This window comes from Actinoplanes teichomyceticus ATCC 31121, from assembly GCF_003711105.1.
Taxonomy (GTDB): domain Bacteria; phylum Actinomycetota; class Actinomycetes; order Mycobacteriales; family Micromonosporaceae; genus Actinoplanes; species Actinoplanes teichomyceticus.
In genome coordinates, this window is the sequence record NZ_CP023865.1 from 2,505,001 (window position 1) to 2,522,223 (window position 17,223).

A 17,223-nucleotide genomic window follows, 5' to 3' on the forward strand; every position below is an offset into this window, starting at 1 on the left:
TTCTTGCCGGAGGTAGAGCACTGGATGGTCTAGGGGGCCTACAAGCTTACTGAAATCAGCCAAACTCCGAATGCCGGTAAGTGAGAGCGCGGCAGTGAGACTGCGGGGGATAAGCTTCGTAGTCGAGAGGGAAACAGCCCAGATCGCCAGCTAAGGCCCCTAAGCGTGTGCTAAGTGGAAAAGGATGTGGGATCGCATGGACAACCAGGAGGTTGGCTTAGAAGCAGCCACCCTTTAAAGAGTGCGTAATAGCTCACTGGTCAAGTGGTTCCGCGCCGACAATGTAGCGGGGCTCAAGCACACCGCCGAAGCTGTGGCATTCACATATGTACTCGGCTTTCGCCTTCGGGTGGGAGTCCAGGTGTGTGGATGGGTAGGGGAGCGTCGTGTTGCGGGTGAAGCGGCGGAGTGATCCAGTCGTGGACGCTACACGAGTGAGAATGCAGGCATGAGTAGCGAATGAAGGGTGAGAACCCCTTCCGCCGGATGACCAAGGGTTCCAGGGCCAGGCTAATCCGCCCTGGGTGAGTCGGGGCCTAAGGCGAGGCCGAGAGGCGTAGTCGATGGATAACGGGTTGATATTCCCGTACCCGCAAAGGAACGCCCAAGATGAACCTCGGGATGCTAACTGCCTGAAGCGTCTGCGGTCTTCGGACCAAGGGCGTGGAGGCCAGGACCCTTCTGGGTAGTAGTTTAGTGATGGGGTGACGCAGGAAGGTAGCTGATCCCGGCCGGTGGTTGTGCCGGGGTAAGCGTGTAGGCCGTGTCATAGGCAAATCCGTGACACATGAGGCTGAGACGTGATGCCGAGCCGTTCTGGTGAAGTCAGTGATCCTATGCTGCCGAGAAAAGCCTCTAGCGATGTTCCGAGCGGCCCGTACCCGAAACCGACACAGGTGGTCAGGTAGAGAATACCGAGGCGACGGGTGAACTGTGGTTAAGGAACTCGGCAAATTGCCCCCGTAACTTAGGGAGAAGGGGGGCCGGACGCGTGAAGCCCCTTGCGGGTGGAGCGTGGTATGGCCGCAGAGAGCAGGGGGAAGCGACTGTTTACTAAAAACACAGGTCCATGCCAAGTCGTAAGACGATGTATATGGACTGACGCCTGCCCGGTGCTGGAACGTTAAGGGGACCTGTTAGCTCTTTGGGGCGAAGCGGAGAACTTAAGCGCCAGTAAACGGCGGTGGTAACTATAACCATCCTAAGGTAGCGAAATTCCTTGTCGGGTAAGTTCCGACCTGCACGAATGGCGTAACGACTTCCCCACTGTCTCAACCACAGGCCCGGCGAAATTGCAGTACGAGTAAAGATGCTCGTTACGCGCGGCAGGACGGAAAGACCCCGGGACCTTTACTATAGCTTGACATTGGTATCTGAATTCGATTGTGTAGGATAGGTGGGAGCCGGTGAAGCTCGGACGCCAGTTCGGGTGGAGGCGTTGTTGAAATACCACTCTGTTGGGTTTGGGTATCTAACTTGCGGCCCTGATCGGGTCGAGGGACAGTGTCTGGTGGGTAGTTTAACTGGGGCGGTTGCCTCCTAAAGGGTAACGGAGGCGCCCAAAGGTTCCCTCAGCCTGGTTGGCAATCAGGTGTTGAGTGTAAGTGCATAAGGGAGCTTGACTGTGAGACTGACGGGTCGAGCAGGGACGAAAGTCGGGACTAGTGATCCGGCACTTGCGTGTGGAAGCGGTGTCGCTCAACGGATAAAAGGTACCCCGGGGATAACAGGCTGATCTTCCCCAAGAGTCCATATCGACGGGATGGTTTGGCACCTCGATGTCGGCTCGTCGCATCCTGGGGCTGTAGCAGGTCCCAAGGGTTGGGCTGTTCGCCCATTAAAGCGGTACGCGAGCTGGGTTTAGAACGTCGTGAGACAGTTCGGTCCCTATCCGCCGTGCGCGTTGGATACTTGAGAAGGGCTGTCCCTAGTACGAGAGGACCGGGACGGACGAACCTCTGGTGTGCCAGTTGTTCCGCCAGGAGCATGGCTGGTTGGCTACGTTCGGAAGGGATAACCGCTGAAAGCATCTAAGCGGGAAGCTCGCTTCGAGATGAGGTATCCCACCACCTTTGAGTGGGTAAGGCTCCCAGCTAGACGACTGGGTTGATAGGCCGGAGATGTAAGCACGGTAACGTGTTGAGTTGACCGGTACTAATAGGCCGAGGGCTTAACCACTCTATGCTTTATGCTTAGCGTCCACTGTGTGATTCACAGCAAACGAACAACCATCCCATGCTGCTGTTTGTGGTGTGTGGGTTGCTGGTTGTGGTTTCGCTGATGGCTGTTTCGGTGGTCATAGCGGAGGGGAAACGCCCGGTTACATTCCGAACCCGGTAGCTAAGCCCTCCAGCGCCGATGGTACTGCACTCGGGAGGGTGTGGGAGAGTAGGACGCCGCCGGACTTAACGTTGAGAAAGGCCCACCCCTGACGGGGTGGGCCTTTCTTCGTTTCCACGGAATGGTGGCTCCGCGGGCCCGCGCGCGACCGTGACACATGGCGGTCGGCCGAGTTCAGCGGCGGTCGGCGGTAAATGCGGTTGGGCGCGCGGTTCGACGGCGGTCGCCGGTAATGCGGTTGGGCGCGCGGTTCGACGGCGGCCGCCGGTAATGCGGTTGGGCGCGCGGTTCGACGGCGGCCGCCGGTAATGCGGTTGGGCGCGCGGTTCGACGGCGGCCGCCGGGAATGCGGTTCGGCCGGCGTCAGTGGCGGTCGCCGGTGATGTAGTCGGCGAGGGTGCTGCGTTCGGTCTCCAGCTCGTCGATCCGGTTCTTCACCACGTCACCGATGCTGACGACGCCGGACAGGCGGCCGTCGACGAGCACCGGCACGTGCCGGAAGCGGCGTTCGGTCATGAGCCGGGCCACGTCCTCCAGCTGCGCATCCGGCGCGACCGTCCGGACCTGGGTCGTGTGAATGGTGCTGACGGGTTCGGTCAGCACTGCCGGACCGCGGTCGGCCAGGGCCCGGACGACGTCCCGCTCACTCACGATGCCCTCCACCGTCACCCCGTCCCGTGACACCACTACGGCGCCGATCCGGTGGCGTGCCAGCTCGCCGACCAGCCCCTCCACCGACATGTCCGGCGCCACCGTCACCACCGCGTCGCCTTTGACGCGAAGAATGTCTCTGATCCGCATCGCCCCTCCTGTACCGGTCGGCCCCCGTGCTCCCCTCTATCCCTTCCTGCCTTCTATGCCGAAAACCGACCCCGCAAGTCAAGGCCCTTCGGCGTACGTCGAAGCCGCGGCCCACCGGGCGGTCTCCCACTCATGGAGACTATCGCCGGTCCCTCGATGGGCGGACTGTCATCTGAAATCCTGCTATAGCACCACGGCTGGATGCCGGTCAATCGACTGTTGACCAACGTGCGGCCGGAAGGACCATCTGAGTGCTCATCGAGCCTCGCGGCAAATATGGCACTCGGACAGGTCACGTTCCGAAGAGGTTTCCAGGCATCGGCGTCCCGCGACGATCAACCGATTGCCGATACGTCCCTGTCCCGCGGCGATCAGCGGAACACCGATACGCCCCTCCCGGGTGGCACCCCGGTCACGGGCCCGGATGGCGCGCGATCTCCGTGCGCGATGCCGGGCCGGGTGGTGCAGCGGACGCGGGTTGCGGCGCCATGCCGGGTGGCGTGGCGCAGGGCGGCGCAGCGGAGGGCGGGCGTGATGCCGGCCGCGCCCGGTCTGCGGGTGTGGCGCCATGCCGGGTGGCGTGGCTGAGGGCGGGCGTGATGCCGGCCGCGCCCGGTCTGCGGGTGTGGCGCCATGCCGGGTGGCGTGGCCGAGGGCGGGCGCTGGTGCCGTCGGTGCGCCGGTCTTACGGGGGGCGGCGTCGCCGCGGGTGGCGCAGCCGGGGCCGGGCGTGGTGCCGGGGGCGTCCGGTCTGCGCGCCGGGCACTATGCCGGGTGGCGCAGCGGCGTGCGCGGAGCCACGGGTGCGGCGTCGCCGCGGGTGGCGCACCTTCAGCGAGCGTTGTTTCGTGACCGGCGGCGTACCGTGCGGTGGGCGCGGTGCCGTGAGGGCGGTGCACCGTTCAGTGCGGCGGTGTCGTGAGGGCGGCGGTGTGGCGCCGTGACGGCGCGCGGCCGGCTCACGTCCTGGCCAGGACGGTTCGGCGAGCGGCCGTCGCGCATCCGGCGTCGACCCGGCGTATGCGGTCGGCGGCTGTGTCGACGTGCGCCTCAGGCGATGGAGGAGAGCGGGGGAGAGGATGGCGGACGTGTCTGACGGCAGGGTGGTGCGGCAGTTGGAGGCGATCGCCGAGGTGGTCGAGGTCAGCGGGCGGTTGGGCGTCACGGCCTGGTTGCGTGGTGGGTGGGCGATGGACTTCTTCCTCGGTGAGCTGACCCGCCCGCACGTAGACATCGACTGGTTCGTCTGGGATGACCAGGCGGCACGCCTGGCGGAGGCTCTGGTCGCCCGCGGCTGGGCGCTCGAGGCAGAGCCGCCGCACGACCGGCAGATGGATCTGAGCATGAGGGATGTCGAGCAGAGCCTGACGCTTCTGGGCCGTGACGAGTCCGGGAATCCGGTGGTTCCGGCCGGGCCGTGGGCCGGCGCGCCGTGGCCGGAGACCATGCTCGACGGTCCGCCGCGCACTCTGGCCGGCATCACCTGCCGGATCATCGCCCCGGAAGCGCAGATCGAGATCAAGCGGATGCTGCCGGTCTGGAATCCGGCCCTCCCGCGCCGCCCGAAGGACGCCACCGACATCGCCCGCCTCGAGGCTGCCCTGCGCCGCTGACCCCCTTGTGCGTGCCGAAGGCGCTGACCGGCTGCCGTCCGAGGCGGCGCGGCGCCTGGTCGCGGGCGGCGCGGGCGCCGCGTCGCGGGAGGGTGGGCGATACCGGTCAGGGCAGTGTGGACGCGCCTCGCCAGGCGGCGTGGACGCCGCCGCCCCGCCGGGCGGCGGCGTCGGTGGGAGCGGAGGTCAGCGGCGGCGGATGGCCGAGCGCCAGCCGGACGGCACCGGCTTGGTGGTGCGTTTGCGGAGGAGGAACAGGGCTGCGGCGGCGCCGGCGAGGGCCAGCAGGCCGGCGGCGGGTTTGCGGTGAGTGGACACCGCCTGGGCGGGACGGGACGTGCGGACCGTGGTCACCGCCTGCCGCAGGCGCGACGGTGACGAGTCCGGGTCCATGTCGGTACGGACCTGCTCGGGTGCGTTGGTGGTCATCGCTCAACCTCTCAGGAGGGGGTGCGTGCTATGCCCGGCTTTATGCCCCTTGGTGGCGTGGTTTCAACCCGTGCTGTGACTGAAGTTAATCGGAGAGTGACGTCAGCGTTGTCCGCGAACTGACAGACTCCGTGTCCGAAACGGGTGAAGCGGGAAAACCGGGTCAAGCGTCGAGTGGCACGTGCCCGGAGATCACCGCGTCCGGCCAGCCGGCGGGGATACGTTCGAGGACGCCACCGGCGAAGACCTCACGCAGCCCGAGCGGCTTCAGGTGCACGTAGCCGATGTGGCAGTCGCAGATCGCGTTCACGCAGGTTCGCGGGCGCAGCGCGGCACGCCACGTACCGTCGTACAGATTTCCGATCTCCTCCTGGACGAAGTGACAGCGCCGCACCGTGCCGTCACCGCGCACCGAGATGGCCGTCTCCCCGGCGTGGCAGGGGCGGTCCAGCGACAGGTGGGGTCGCACGCTGTAGCCGAACAGCGGGTCGAGCGCGGTCCACCGCGCCTCCTCCTCGGGCGTGTACCGCCGGCCCTCGGCGGCGTTGACCCACACGTACACCCGCTCCGGAAGCGCGGCGCGCAGCGCGCGCGCCTCGTCGAGGTGTTCCGGAAGGCCGACCACCCCCACCGAGAAGCGCACGCCCATCCGCAGCAGCGCCGCGCAGCGGGCCAGGAACCGCTCCCGGGTGACCTGGCCCGGGTGATAGGTCGCCCAGAGCGCGGCGGTCGCCGGGTCGGCCGCGGCCAGCCAGTCCGGCCGGGCCGCCAGGTTCGTCTGGATCGCCACCCGCTCGACGTGCGGCAGATGCGACAGCGACACCATCGCGTCGCGGTACCAGCTGCGGGTCAGCCCCTCGCCCCACGGGGTGAAGAGCACCGACAGGCGTACGTCGGTGGTCGCGGCCACCCAGCCGGTGAAGCGCTCCAGCGCGGCGCGGTCCTCCCGCAGCAGCCCGGGCGGATCGTGCCGCTTCGCGAACGGGCAGTACGGGCAGTCGTAGTTGCAGCTCGCGAGCGGTCCGCGATAGAGCACGGCGAGCTTCATCGAGCCTGGTACCCGGCCATCGCCCGGCGTACGTCGGCGGAGGTGAGCCAGGGGCCGACGGCGTCCGAGCGTTCCAGCCCGGCGGCGGTCAGGCGCAGCCCGCCGGGCTCCGCCCATCCGGCCTCGACCAGCCGGGCCAGCTGTGGGAAGTCCGCCGCCGGGTCGCTGGCGAACCTTTCCCGGTACGCCGCCGCGGGCACCCCGTCCACCCGCAGCAGCGACTTGATCAGCCACCGCCGCCGCTGCTCGGCCTCGTCCAGCGCGAAGCCCACCTCGGCGAACGCGAAGTCGTCCGGCGGCCGGGACAGGTAGTCGTCGAGCACCGCCCGGACCTGGCCCACCGAGACCGCGTAGTCGAACGAGTAGTGCAGCCGCCGGGTGTACGAGCGCGCCCCACAGCCGATCCCGACCATCCCGTCGTCCTGGCAGCAGTAGTCCGGTCCGTCGTCGGCGACCGTGGGCAGCCGGAACTGCCGCATCGACTCCTGCCGGTAGCCGGCGGCCAGCAGCGCCTCGCGGCCCTGGCGGTAGAGCGCCAACCGCTGCGCGTCCCAGTCCGAGCGGGTGACGGCGCGGCGGCCCAACCCGGTCAGCGGGCGTACGTACAGCGGGTAGAGGAATACCTCCTCGGGGCGCCAGGCCAGCGCGGCGTCCAGGCTGAACTGCCAGGACCGCGGGGTCTGGCCGTCGATGCCGTAGATCAGGTCGAGGTTGAGCACCGGCACCCGGGCGTCCCGGATCGCGCCGAGCGCCCGCTCCACGTCGGCGCGGCGCTGCGGACGGCCGGCCGCGCGGGACTCCGCGTCGAGGAAGCTCTGCACGCCGATGCTGACCCGGGTCGTGCCGTGCGCGGTGAGCACGCTCAGCCGGTCCGGGGTGGCGGTGGCCGGTGACGTCTCCACCGACAGCGGCGCCCCGGGCAACCGCGCGCCGAGCACGGTGGTGCAGATGTCGAACAGCTCGGCCAGCTCGCCCGCCTCCAGATGGGTCGGGGTGCCGCCGCCGAACGCGGCCCGGGCGAACGCCGCGTCCCCGACCGCGTCGCGCACCCGGGCGGCCTGGTGGCGCAGCTGGGCGAGATAGGCGGTGACCTGCTCGGCGGGAGCGTTGGCCCGGGTGAACAGGTTGCAGAAGCCGCATCGCATCTCGCAGAACGGCACGTGCACGTAGAGGAAGAGCGCGTCGACCGCCTCGTCACGCCACACGTCGGCCAGCGCGGGGCGCGGGCGCAGCGGGCGGTACGACGTCTTGTGCGGGTACGCGTACAGATAGGCCTGGTAGGGGGAACCGTCGATCATCATGCTCCCGGGGTCAGCACGAACTGGGCGTACGGCACGGTCCACACCACCTCGTGACCGACCCGGTGTCCGGTGTGGCCGTCCTCGCCGTACGCCGTGCCGTGGTCCGCGCAGACGATCGTGAACACCGGCCGGTCCCGCCCGCTGACCAGCTGGAACAGGCGGTCGATGCGGCTGTCGACGTACTCCAGGGCGGCCGCGTGGCTGTCCCGGCTGTCGGTGGCGGCGCCGGGCAGGTAGTGCCGGTTGGGCTGGTGCAGGGCGGCCACGTTGAGGAAGGTGAACAGCGGCTGCCCGGCCGGCAGCGCGCCGAGCGACGCCTCCAGGCGCCGCAGCTGGGCGCCGAGGCAGTCCGGCGCGGTCACCCCGAACTCCGGTTCCCAGTGCGCCTCGGCGAACAGGCCGGGCAGCACCCGGCCGAGCGCGCCGCGCTGGTTGAAGAAGCCGACCCCGCCCAGGCAGAGCGTGTGGTAGCCGGCCCCGGCGAGCGCGGTGGGCAGGTCCGGCGCGTCGAACACCCAGGTGTCCGGCCCGGACGTCGTGCTGCCGGGGAACGCGGCGGCGTAGAGCCGCTCGTGGTCGCCCGGGGAGTCGGGGGTGGGCAGGAACCCGGCGAAGAACGCGTGGTGGGCGGCGTAGGTGAAGCTGGCCGGGGAGTGCCGCCGCTCCCAGCGGCCGCCCGGCAGCACCCGGGACAGGTGCGGCGTGCGGCCGGTCGCGGCCAGCTCGGCGGCCACGTCGTAGCGCAACGTGTCCAGGGTGACCAGGAGGATGTCGTGGCTGCCGATCAGCGAACGCACGCGGCCTCCCGGTGCCGCTGCCAGCGGCCGCTGACCAGCGCGTGGATCTGCTCGGCCCAGGTGTCGCGGCCGTCGTGCCGCACGCCGGGGATCAGGTCGCCGAACGCGTTCACCTCGGCGACCGCGTGTCGCGCCCGGCCGGCCAGGAACATCAGGTCGACGCCGACGTGCAGGCTGCGCGGGAAGCAGGCGGCCACCCGCTCGCAGGTCTCCATCGCGGCGGTCCAGGCCGCCGGGCCGGTGTGCGCGCGGAACGCGGCCAGGTCGCCGCGGGCGTTGCCCAGGTGCAGATTGGTCAGCGGGCTGCGGGACGTCCGGACCACCACGTGCGTGGGGCGCCCGGCGATCACCACCACGCGCAGGTCGGCGACCCGGTCGCCCAGGCGGGCCTTGGGCAGCCAGCGCTCCACGTGCAGGCCGTCCGGGGCGAGCCGGTCGACGATGGCCGCGATCTGTGGCTCGGTCGTGTACCGCCGCAGGCGCAGCGAGTTGAACAGCCCGTCCGGGGTGAGCTCGACCGAGGTGGTGGCCAGCACCCGGCCCGGCCCGACGGCGAACGCCAGCACCCCGGAGGCGGAGGAGCCGTGCGCCGGTTTGACGAAGACCCGGTGCCACCCCGCGGCGCTCATCGCCTCGCGCAACTGCGGATAGGAGCGCACCGGTGGCAGCGCCGCGGGCACCGGGATCCCGGCGGCGGACAGCAGCGCGTGGCACCGGCGCTTGTCGCAGAGCACCGCGATGTCGCCGGGGTGGTTGAGCGGGTCGGCCCCGCCGGACACCGCCCGCGTGGCAGCCGTGACCAGCCCGGCGTACGCGGCGGCCAGGCCGAGGATCTCGCCGTGGCGGGCGGGCCGGTCGCCGCCGCGCAGCAGGCGATCGACCTGCGCGTCCTCGCCGGGCGAGTCGATGCGCAGCAGCCCGCCGGTGGGCGCCGGGGCCCCGCTCAGCAGCTCCCGCCAGGGCAGCACCCGCGGCCGGGGCAGGCCGGCCGCCACCGCCGCCCCGACGAAGCCGGCCACCCGGCGGTTCGCCGGGTTGCCGATCACGGACAGCCGCATGTCACTCGGCCACCGCGGTGTAGCGCTCGGAGAAGTGTTCGCCGCCGGAGTCGTACTCGTCCGGCTCCTGCGGGTCGCCGACGTCGACGCGCACCCCGGGCAGCGCGGCCACCACGGCCGCCGCGGTCTGCTCGGACATGTAGTGGAACCGCAGGTTCAGCTCGCGCAGGTGGGTGAGGGGCTGCCCGGCCAGCAGGGCGGCCGCGCCGGCGTCGCCGAGCGTGCCCATCGACAGGTCGAGCGACTCCAGACGCTGGACCACCGGCGCCCCGGCGAGCGCGGCGGCGATGTCGTCGGCGAACTCGGCGTTGCGCAGGCCGAGCCGGCGCAGGTTCGGGAAGAGCTCGCCGTCCAGCAGCGGGCGCAGCACGTCGAGCGTGACCCGGCCGCCGTAGTCCGCCACGCCCAGCCACAGCTCCAGATCGGTCAGGGCGGGCAACCGGGAGGCGAGCACCGCGCCGGCGAAGTCCGCGCCGAGGCCGCCGCTCTGCACCACCAGCCGGCGCAGGCTGTCGTGGCGGACCGGGGCGGCGAACCGGAAGTCCTCGCCGCCGCGCACCTGCAGCGTCTCCAGCCGTGGGTAGGCGGTGAGCAGCGGGCTGACGTCGCCCACCTTCATCCAGGAGATTTCGCACTCCTCCGCGCCGATGTCACCGAGGAACAGCGAGCGCAGCCGGGGCAGGCGCGGGGCGGCCGCGCAGATCTGCGCGACCGGCGCGGGGGCGAAGGCGGCGTACCCCCACGAGCCGATCACCAGGGACTCCACGGCCGGGCCGAGGTCGGTCACGAACGCCTCGAACTTGGCGCGGAACTCCTCGCAGAGCTTGATGTCGACGGAGCCGTCGTAGCCGACGTGGGACACCCGCCACGCGACCGGGCCGGTGGTGTCCTGCGGGTAGTCGACGACCCGGCGGCCGTCGAAGGAACCGGTGCCGGAGGAGAACGTCATGGCGTGCTCACTCCGAGACCGCGGTGTAACGGGACGAGCCGCGCGGTTGCTGGCGTTCCGAGACGTCGACGCGGACCCCGGGCAGCGCGGCCACCACCGACTCGGCCACGGGCGCGGTCATGTAGTGGTGGTGCAGGTCGAGTTCGCGCAGATGGGTCAGCGACCGGCCGGCCAGCAGCGCGGCGGCGCCCTGGTCGCCGAGCGTGCCCAGGGACAGGTCGAGCGACTCCAGGCGCTGCACGACCGGCGCGGCGGCCACCGCGCCGGCCAGCTGATCGGCGATCTCGGCGTTGCGCAGGCCGAGGCGGCGCAGCTCGGGGAACAGGTCGCCGGCCAGCAGCGGGGCCAGGTCGGGCGGGGTGATGTCGCCGCCGTAGTCGCTGACGCCGAGCCAGAGCTCCAGGGCGGTCAGCGCGGGCAACTCGGAGGCCAGCACGGCCGCGGCGAAGTCGCGCGGCAGGCCGCCGCTCTGCACCACCAGCTCGCGCAGCCGCTCGTGCCGCACCGGGGAGAACCGGAAGTCCTCGCCGCCGCGCACCCACAGCACCTGCAGCGCGGGGAACGCGGCCAGCAGCGGACTCACGTCGCCGACCTTCATCCAGGAGATCTCGCACTCGTCGAAGGTGATGTCGCCCAGGAACAGCGCCCGCAGCCGGGGCAGGCGCGGCGCCAGCGCACACAGGTGCCCGATCGGGGCGACGTTCAGCGCGGCGTAGCCCCAGGAGCCGACGACCAGGGCGGTCGTGTCCGCGCCGGCCTGGTCGACGAACCGGTCCAGCAGGGCGGTGAACTCCGCGGAGACCTGGTCCTCGTCGTCGTCCTCCACCTCCGGGTCGGCGATGCGCCACGCGACCGGGCCGGTCACCGCCGGCAGCGGCCCCTCGGCGGGGAACTCCACGACCGGTAGACCGGCGAAGGTCTCGGCACTGCTGTTGAAGGTCATCGGCGCCCCCTGCCCTGCGTTCGACTCAGCGGCGCGACCGTAGCAGGAGCCACCGACAGAACGCCGCCCGCCCGCGGCCCGCGGGACCGGCGCAGGGCCCGCCCGGCCAGAGTGAGCAGCAGGATCGTGGCGGTGTCGCACAGCGCGGCGAGGACCAGGCCGGAGCCGGAGAGGCCGGTGGCCGTGACGGCCCGCAGCACCAGGCAGGCGGCGGCGCTGAGCGCGGCCACGGCGGCGAGCCGGCCCACCCGGTCGCGGCGTGGCCGGAACCGGTCGCCGTGGCCCTGCCACCAGCCGGGCAGCCGGCGCTCCACCAGCGTGGCGAACAGCAGCGCGGGCAGGGTGACCGTGGCGGCCAGCGCCAGCGACAGCAGCAGCCCGGCGCCGGCCACGGTGGCCGACACCGCGGTCACCGTGCCGAGGGTGATCACGTCGAACCGGCGCAGGCCCCAGCGGCCCTGCGCGAGCAGCCACACCGCGGCGACCGCGAGCGGCGAGAACCCGGGCAGCAGGGTGCCCACCCAGTGGACGAGCAGGTACGCGGCGGCGAACACGGCGGTCCGGGCGGCGTAGCGGGCGACGGTCATCGGCGTACCTCGAAGGCTCGGGGCGGTTGCCGGACCATCGGCGGGCGGCGCCCCCGGGTGAGGATTCCGCCGCCGTTGGTCGCCGGGCGGGCGGGCGCCGGTACGGCCGCCCCGCGCCGCCGGCGGTCACGCCACGCCGACCTCCCGGAACGCGGCCCGGACGGTCTGCGGGGCGTGCCGGCCCGCCTTGCCGTCGCGGGCCAGGAGCCGAGCCTGCTCGGCGCAGATGTAGGCGCAGTCCTTGAACTGCGCCTGCGGCCAGAGGTTCTGCAACGCGGCGTAGAAGATCTTGGCGGCCGGGAACGAGCCGAGCTCGATCGCGGTCAGGTAGAAGGCGCGGTTGACGATGCCGCTGTTGATGTGCGGGTCGCCGCTGGGCACGTACCGCGACATGTGCGCGGCCTGCGGGTCCTTGCCGAGCACCGGGTTGTCGTAGGCGGTGCCGGGGTGGGCCATCGAGCGGATCGCCTCGCCGTACATCGGGTCGGCCATGACCTGCTCGCCGATCAGCCAGTTGTGCTCGCCGGCGTCCACATGCTGCACGTACTGCTCGACGCAGGCGCCGAAGATGTCGGAGAACGCCTCGTTGAGCGCGCCCGGCTGGTCGGTGTAGACCAGCCCGGCGGTGTACTGGGTGACCCCGTGCGTCAGCTCGTGCGCGCACACGTCGATGTCCCGGGTGAAGTCCTGGAAGACCTGGCCGTCGCCGTTGCCGAAGACCATCCGGGTGCCGTCCCAGAACGCGTTGCCGTACTTCTCGCCGTAGTTCACGTCGCCGAGCAGCGCCGATCCGGCGCCGTCGATCGAATGGCGGCCGAGCACCTCCCGGAAGAACTCGCGGGTCGCGCCGAGCGCGTCGTAGGCGGCGTTGACGTTCCCCGCGGCCACCGGGTCGTCGCCCTCGCCGCGCACCGCCTGCACCCCGGTCTCGAACCGGTGCTGATCGTCGAAGATGTGCCGGTCGCCGTTGCCCGGCGAGGGCGCGGTGACCGCGTTGAGGCCGGTGGCGGCCAGCAGCAGGCGGCGCTGCTGGCGGACCGCGGTGGAGGCGACCGCGGTGCGTTGCGCGGCATCCGCGTCCAGTCCGAGCTGGCGGGCGTTGCGCGCGATGTGATCGACGATGTACGACGGGACGTAGAAGCAGACCGATCCGGACATGATTCCCCCTGGCACGATCTCGCGGGTCCGCATGATCAAGCGTGGGGGCCCGCCGGCCTTGAGCAGACAATGGCGCCGCTGCGACACGTCGCGTCCACTCTCGACCGCCCGGCGCATCGGTTCCTGAGCTGAAGATTACGGCCGGTCCACATCGGCGCCAATTCCCCGATCGCGGCATTGTCCCACGTCAAACCCCGAAAAGGGGGGTGAGTGGGAGCGCGCCGGTCCGGCGGCGCGCCCGTGACCTCACGATCGCGCGGTCAGCACTCCGCCCGGCCGAGGCGCCAGTAACCCATGAACGCGACCGCCCGGCGGTCCACGGCGCACGTGCCGACCAGGTGCCGGCGCAGCGTCTTGATCACCGCGGCCTCGCCGGCCAGCCAGGCGTAGAACCCGTCGGTGGCGGCGGTGCCGTCCGGGACCTCCCAGAGCATCTCCTCATCGACGTTCACGTCCTCCAGCTCCGCGCGGGTCACCCCGGCGGCGTCGCCGAGCAGGCGGGCCGCGGCGGCCTGGACCGCCGGGACCAGCTTGGCGCCGTGGGCGGCGCCGTCGCGCGCCAGCCAGGTGACCCGGATCCCGGCGGGGGCGTCCAGCAGCAGCTGGTCGCCGCTCTCCGGAACCTCCAGGACGACCTCGCCGCCCATGTCCGCGGGCAGGCCGGACAGGATGGAGGCGATCGCCGGGACCGCGGTCTCGTCGCCGACCAGCAGGATCCGGTTGGTGTCGACCGGCGGGTGGAAGTCGATGCCGCCGTGCGGGCCGGCGAAGTCGGCGTTCGGCCCGAGCAGGCAGGCGATCGAGCCGGGGCGGGCCGACGCGGCCCAGCGCGAGGCCGGGCCGTTCACCCCGTGCAGCACCATGTCGACGTCGACCTCGCGCAGGTGGCGGCGGACGGCGCGGACGGTGTACGTCCGGATCGGATTCTGCCGGTCGGCGGGCAGGCAGCGCCACTGCGCGAACCAGTCCGGCCCGGTGGGCAGGTGGTCGAGCCCGCAACCGGCCAGCGGCGGGATCAGCTTGCAGCGCTGGTCGAAACCGTTGTCGGCGAACCGGTCCAGATCGTCGCCGGTGAACGTGACGCGCAGGAAGTTCGGGCTGAGCCGGGTGACCCGGGCCACCTCGACCGGGAAGAACCGGAACGGGATCACCTCGGTCGACGGAACAACGGTCTGCGTCACGGTCGCCTCCCCGGCGGATCGGTTTAGGTGACCCTAACCTAATCCGCCCGGGTGCTGGCAACCCGATGGCAACCCGGAAATTCCTGCCGGCCGCCGCCGGCCGGACGATCCCAGGGGTCCCGTCGCAGAAGGAGCCGGAGATGCCGCAGACCCCGCCCGGAACCACCACCGTGCTGACCTTCAGCGATGCCGACGCCGGACTGTCCTGGCCCGCCGACGACTGGGCCGCCGCGCTGGAGCCGCCGACCGTGCTGATCGCCGACGACGACGAGGGCGTCCGGGACCTGATCGGCACGAGACTGCGGGCGGCCGGCTACCGGACGTTGATCGCCTCCGACGGGCGTACCGCGATGGCCCTGGCCCTGGGGGAGCGGCCCCAGCTGGTGCTGCTGGCCGTGGACATGCCCGGGCTGGACGGGTTCGCCTTCTGCTACGAGCTGCACTCCTCCCCGCAGACCGCGCACCTTCCGGTGATCTTCATCAGCGCGCGGGCCGAACCGGCCGAGGCCGAGCTGGCCCGGGTGGTCGGCGCCGAGGACTACCTGGTCCGGCCGCTCGACCCGGCCGACGTGCTGCGCCGGGTCCAGCGCCTGCTGCACCACTGACCGGTCCCGCGCCCGGCCGCGGCTCGCCGGTGGCCCACCGGCCCCGTGCGGCCCGCGGCGGCCGGCGGTGGCGCGCGGACCGTTAAGCTGCGGAGATGGCCGACGAGGACGTGGTCCGGGAGCTGCTCGCCGCGGTTCCCGCCGGCTGCACCTATCTGGTGCCGATCAGCGGCGAGGATGGCGCGATCATCGACTTCCGGGTCGCGGCCACCAGCGACCAGATCCACGACATCTACGGCCGCGGCACGCAACGCGTCGACAGCCGGCTCAGCAAGCTCTACCCCTCCATGGTGGACGGCCCGCTCTGGCGGCTGTACCTCGAGGTGATGCGCACCGGGACATCCGCCACGATGGACGAGTTCCGGTACGACGAGACCCGTCCCGGCGTGGTCGCCGAGTCCCGCTTCGAGATCAGCGTGCGCCGGGTGCTGAACGGCCTGCTGGTCTGGTGGACCCGGGTCGACGAGCACCGCCGCCGGCTGGAGAGCACCGAGCTGCTGGGCAGCCTCGGCTGGACGGAGTACGACCTGGTCACCGGCCGGGTGGACTGGTCCCCGGGGATGTACCGGATCTTCGAGCGGGAGCCGGCCGACGGGCCGTTGTCGCGTACCGAACAGGCCGCCGCCATCCTTGCCGAGGACCGCGGGATCTCCGAGACGGCCTGGCAGACCCTGGATCTCGGGGCCACCTCCGACGTGACCGTCCGGTTCCGGATCGGCGCCGGCGTCAAGCACCTGCGGATCCTCTCCGACATGGCACGCGACGCCCAGGGCCGGCCGGTCAAGATCTACGCCGTGGTGCAGGACGTGACCGCCCGCGTCGCCTCCCGCACCGAGATCGAGCGGCTCAGCGACGAGGTCCGGGTCGGCCAGCTGAGCGCGGTGGCCCAGCAGCGGGTGGCCCGCCAGCTGCAACAGATGATCCAACCGGTGCCGGCCGGCACGTTCGAGCTGGCCGGCCTGGAGGCGATGGTCAGCTACCTGCCGGCCGAGAGCGCCGTACAGGTGGGCGGCGACTGGTACCACGCGCAGACCCTGCCGGACGGCCGGGTCGCGCTCGCCGTCGGCGACGTGGCCGGGCACGGCCTGGACGCCGCCAGCGGCATGGCCCACCTGCGCTTCGCCCTGGTCGCCTGGCTGTCGGTGGGCATCCGCGACCCCGGCCTGCTGCTGCGCCACCTGAACCAGCTCTGTGCGCAGCTGGGCATCACCGCCACCGCGGTCGTCGGCGTCTACGACCCCGCCACCCGGCAGCTGCCCTGGGCGCGGGCCGGGCACATGGCGCCGCTGCTGGCCCGGCACGGCCGCGACATCGACCTGGGGTGGCCGCCCGGCCTGCTGCTGGGCGCCGAGCCGGACGCCGACTTTCCGGTCGCGCAGACCCGGCTGCAGTCCGGCGACCTGGTGCTGCTCTACACCGACGGCCTGGTGGAGCGCCGCGGCGACATGCGCCGCCGGACCGCCGAGGTGCGCGGGCACCTGAGGGCGGTCTCCGCCGATCCGGGCGCGGACCCGCTGCCGCGGCTGCACCGGCTGCTGTACGCGCCCAGCCCGGACGACGACACCTGCACGCTGGCCGTGCGGGTCCGCTGAGCGCGCTCAGAGGTCCAGGGCCACCCGGACCAGCGTGCCGCCCGGCACCTCGGCCGAGTAGACCCAGTCACAGATCCGTTCCACGATGGCCAGGCCCCGGCCGCGGGTCGCCTCCGCCGACGGCATCGCCCGGCCGAACGGCCGCGGCCCGCCGCCGTCGACCACGTCGCAGAGCAGCCGGCCGTCCTCGGCCCAGACCCGGATGTGCCCGCCCCCGCCGGTGTGCTGCAGGGTGTTGGTGGTCAGCTCGCTGACCGCCAGGGTGAGCAGGTCGATCCGGGCCTGCGCCAGGCCCAGCGCCCGGGCCCGCTCGGCGACGAAGGCGCGCACCGCGCGCAGATCGTCGGGCTCGGTGTACGACATGCCGTCGACGCCGGTCGGCTGCTCAGACATGGCGGCGCTCCGTGGCCGGGGCGCGCAGCAGGGCGTCCAACCCGGTCAGCCGGAGCACCGTGGCGACCGGGCCGGTGGCGTTGACGACGTGCAGCCGGCCGGCCCGGCCCCGTGCCGCGTGGTGGGCGACGACCAGGGCGTGCACGCCGGTGGAGTCCAGGAAACCGACCGCGGCGACGTCGACGAAGACCGTGCCGGCCCGGTCCACCGCGTCCAGCAGCACGGCGGTGAGCCGGTCGCGGGCGGTCAGGTCGCAGTCGCCGGACAGGATCACGGTGACCCGACCCGGCTCGGCGACCGTCCTCGCCTCGAAGCTCGCCATCGACCGCCGTACCTTTCCCTGCCGGGGAACAGCCTGTCCGGCCCCATCATGTCACCCGGCGGCCGGAAACGCGCCCGGGGCGGGGGATGCGGGCGGCGCCGAACGA

Annotated in this window: 16 protein-coding genes and 2 rRNA genes (1 of these 18 only partly in view); 5 read left to right on the top strand and 13 right to left on the bottom strand. The window is 71.5% G+C overall.

Translation table 11 applies throughout. The features are described from left to right. Positions 1-2,178 (top strand): 23S ribosomal RNA (locus tag ACTEI_RS11280) (it extends 931 nt beyond the left edge of the window). Positions 2,179-2,288: 110 nt separating this feature from the next. Beyond that, positions 2,289-2,405, top strand: a 5S ribosomal RNA gene (gene rrf / locus ACTEI_RS11285). 298 nt (positions 2,406-2,703) lie between these two features. Here rrf and ACTEI_RS11290 read toward each other — a convergent pair. Then, on the bottom strand, positions 2,704-3,141 hold the full coding sequence (locus ACTEI_RS11290; RefSeq protein WP_122977600.1) for a CBS domain-containing protein: 438 nt from the start codon (positions 3,139-3,141) through the stop codon (positions 2,704-2,706). Positions 3,142-4,229: 1,088 nt separating this feature from the next. On the opposite strand from ACTEI_RS11290, the gene ACTEI_RS11295 reads away from it, so the two are divergent. Beyond that, positions 4,230-4,754, top strand: coding sequence for a nucleotidyltransferase domain-containing protein (locus ACTEI_RS11295; RefSeq protein WP_372443314.1), 525 nt, complete (start codon positions 4,230-4,232; stop codon positions 4,752-4,754). A gap of 186 nt (positions 4,755-4,940) precedes the next feature. Here the strand turns inward: ACTEI_RS11295 and ACTEI_RS11300 are convergent, their stop codons facing one another. The 10 genes from ACTEI_RS11300 to ACTEI_RS11345 all read right to left on the bottom strand — a co-directional run bounded on the left by ACTEI_RS11300 (position 4,941) and on the right by ACTEI_RS11345 (position 14,205). After that, positions 4,941-5,183, bottom strand: a complete 243-nt coding sequence (locus tag ACTEI_RS11300; RefSeq protein ID WP_122977602.1) for a hypothetical protein — start codon at positions 5,181-5,183, stop codon at positions 4,941-4,943. A gap of 163 nt (positions 5,184-5,346) precedes the next feature. Further along, entirely contained in the window at positions 5,347-6,219 is an 873-nt protein-coding gene (locus ACTEI_RS11305; protein WP_239082715.1) for an STM4011 family radical SAM protein, read from the bottom strand. Positions 6,220-6,227: 8 nt separating this feature from the next. After that, a complete protein-coding gene (locus tag ACTEI_RS11310) occupies positions 6,228-7,529 on the bottom strand; it encodes an STM4012 family radical SAM protein (RefSeq protein ID WP_122977604.1) in 1,302 nt (433 codons plus the stop codon). Continuing rightward, entirely contained in the window at positions 7,529-8,329 is an 801-nt protein-coding gene (locus ACTEI_RS11315) for an STM4013/SEN3800 family hydrolase (protein WP_122977605.1), read from the bottom strand. Before ACTEI_RS11315 ends, ACTEI_RS11310 begins: the two co-directional genes overlap by 1 nt. Next, complete coding sequence (locus ACTEI_RS11320; protein WP_122977606.1) at positions 8,317-9,387, bottom strand: STM4014 family protein; 1,071 nt, start codon at positions 9,385-9,387, stop codon at positions 8,317-8,319. The genes ACTEI_RS11315 and ACTEI_RS11320 overlap by 13 nt, the downstream gene beginning before the upstream one ends. A 1-nt stretch (position 9,388) precedes the next feature. Next, on the bottom strand, positions 9,389-10,336 hold the full coding sequence (locus tag ACTEI_RS11325) for an STM4015 family protein (protein WP_122977607.1): 948 nt from the start codon (positions 10,334-10,336) through the stop codon (positions 9,389-9,391). 7 nt (positions 10,337-10,343) lie between these two features. After that, on the bottom strand, positions 10,344-11,279 hold the full coding sequence (locus tag ACTEI_RS11330; RefSeq protein WP_122977608.1) for an STM4015 family protein: 936 nt from the start codon (positions 11,277-11,279) through the stop codon (positions 10,344-10,346). Next, positions 11,276-11,866 (bottom strand): hypothetical protein, encoded by a 591-nt coding sequence (locus ACTEI_RS11335; protein WP_122977609.1) that lies wholly within the window; start codon positions 11,864-11,866, stop codon positions 11,276-11,278. Before ACTEI_RS11335 ends, ACTEI_RS11330 begins: the two co-directional genes overlap by 4 nt. A 126-nt stretch (positions 11,867-11,992) precedes the next feature. Beyond that, positions 11,993-13,024, bottom strand: coding sequence for a M4 family metallopeptidase (locus ACTEI_RS11340; protein WP_122977610.1), 1,032 nt, complete (start codon positions 13,022-13,024; stop codon positions 11,993-11,995). Positions 13,025-13,284: 260 nt separating this feature from the next. Continuing rightward, positions 13,285-14,205, bottom strand: a complete 921-nt coding sequence (locus ACTEI_RS11345; RefSeq protein WP_122977611.1) for a siderophore-interacting protein — start codon at positions 14,203-14,205, stop codon at positions 13,285-13,287. A gap of 140 nt (positions 14,206-14,345) precedes the next feature. On the opposite strand from ACTEI_RS11345, the gene ACTEI_RS11350 reads away from it, so the two are divergent. Next, the gene (locus ACTEI_RS11350; protein ID WP_122982077.1) at positions 14,346-14,810 is read left to right on the top strand and encodes a response regulator; all 465 of its coding nucleotides are present in this window, start codon (positions 14,346-14,348) and stop codon (positions 14,808-14,810) included. Between the two features lie 95 nt (positions 14,811-14,905). After that, positions 14,906-16,402, top strand: a complete 1,497-nt coding sequence (locus ACTEI_RS11355; protein WP_122977612.1) for a PP2C family protein-serine/threonine phosphatase — start codon at positions 14,906-14,908, stop codon at positions 16,400-16,402. A 6-nt stretch (positions 16,403-16,408) separates the two neighbouring features. On the opposite strand, the gene ACTEI_RS11360 is transcribed toward ACTEI_RS11355, so the two are convergent. Both ACTEI_RS11360 and ACTEI_RS11365 read right to left on the bottom strand, forming a co-directional pair. After that, positions 16,409-16,795, bottom strand: coding sequence for an ATP-binding protein (locus tag ACTEI_RS11360; protein WP_122977613.1), 387 nt, complete (start codon positions 16,793-16,795; stop codon positions 16,409-16,411). Beyond that, on the bottom strand, positions 16,788-17,117 hold the full coding sequence (locus tag ACTEI_RS11365) for an STAS domain-containing protein (protein ID WP_122977614.1): 330 nt from the start codon (positions 17,115-17,117) through the stop codon (positions 16,788-16,790). The genes ACTEI_RS11360 and ACTEI_RS11365 overlap by 8 nt, the downstream gene beginning before the upstream one ends. Positions 17,118-17,223 lie beyond the last annotated feature (106 nt).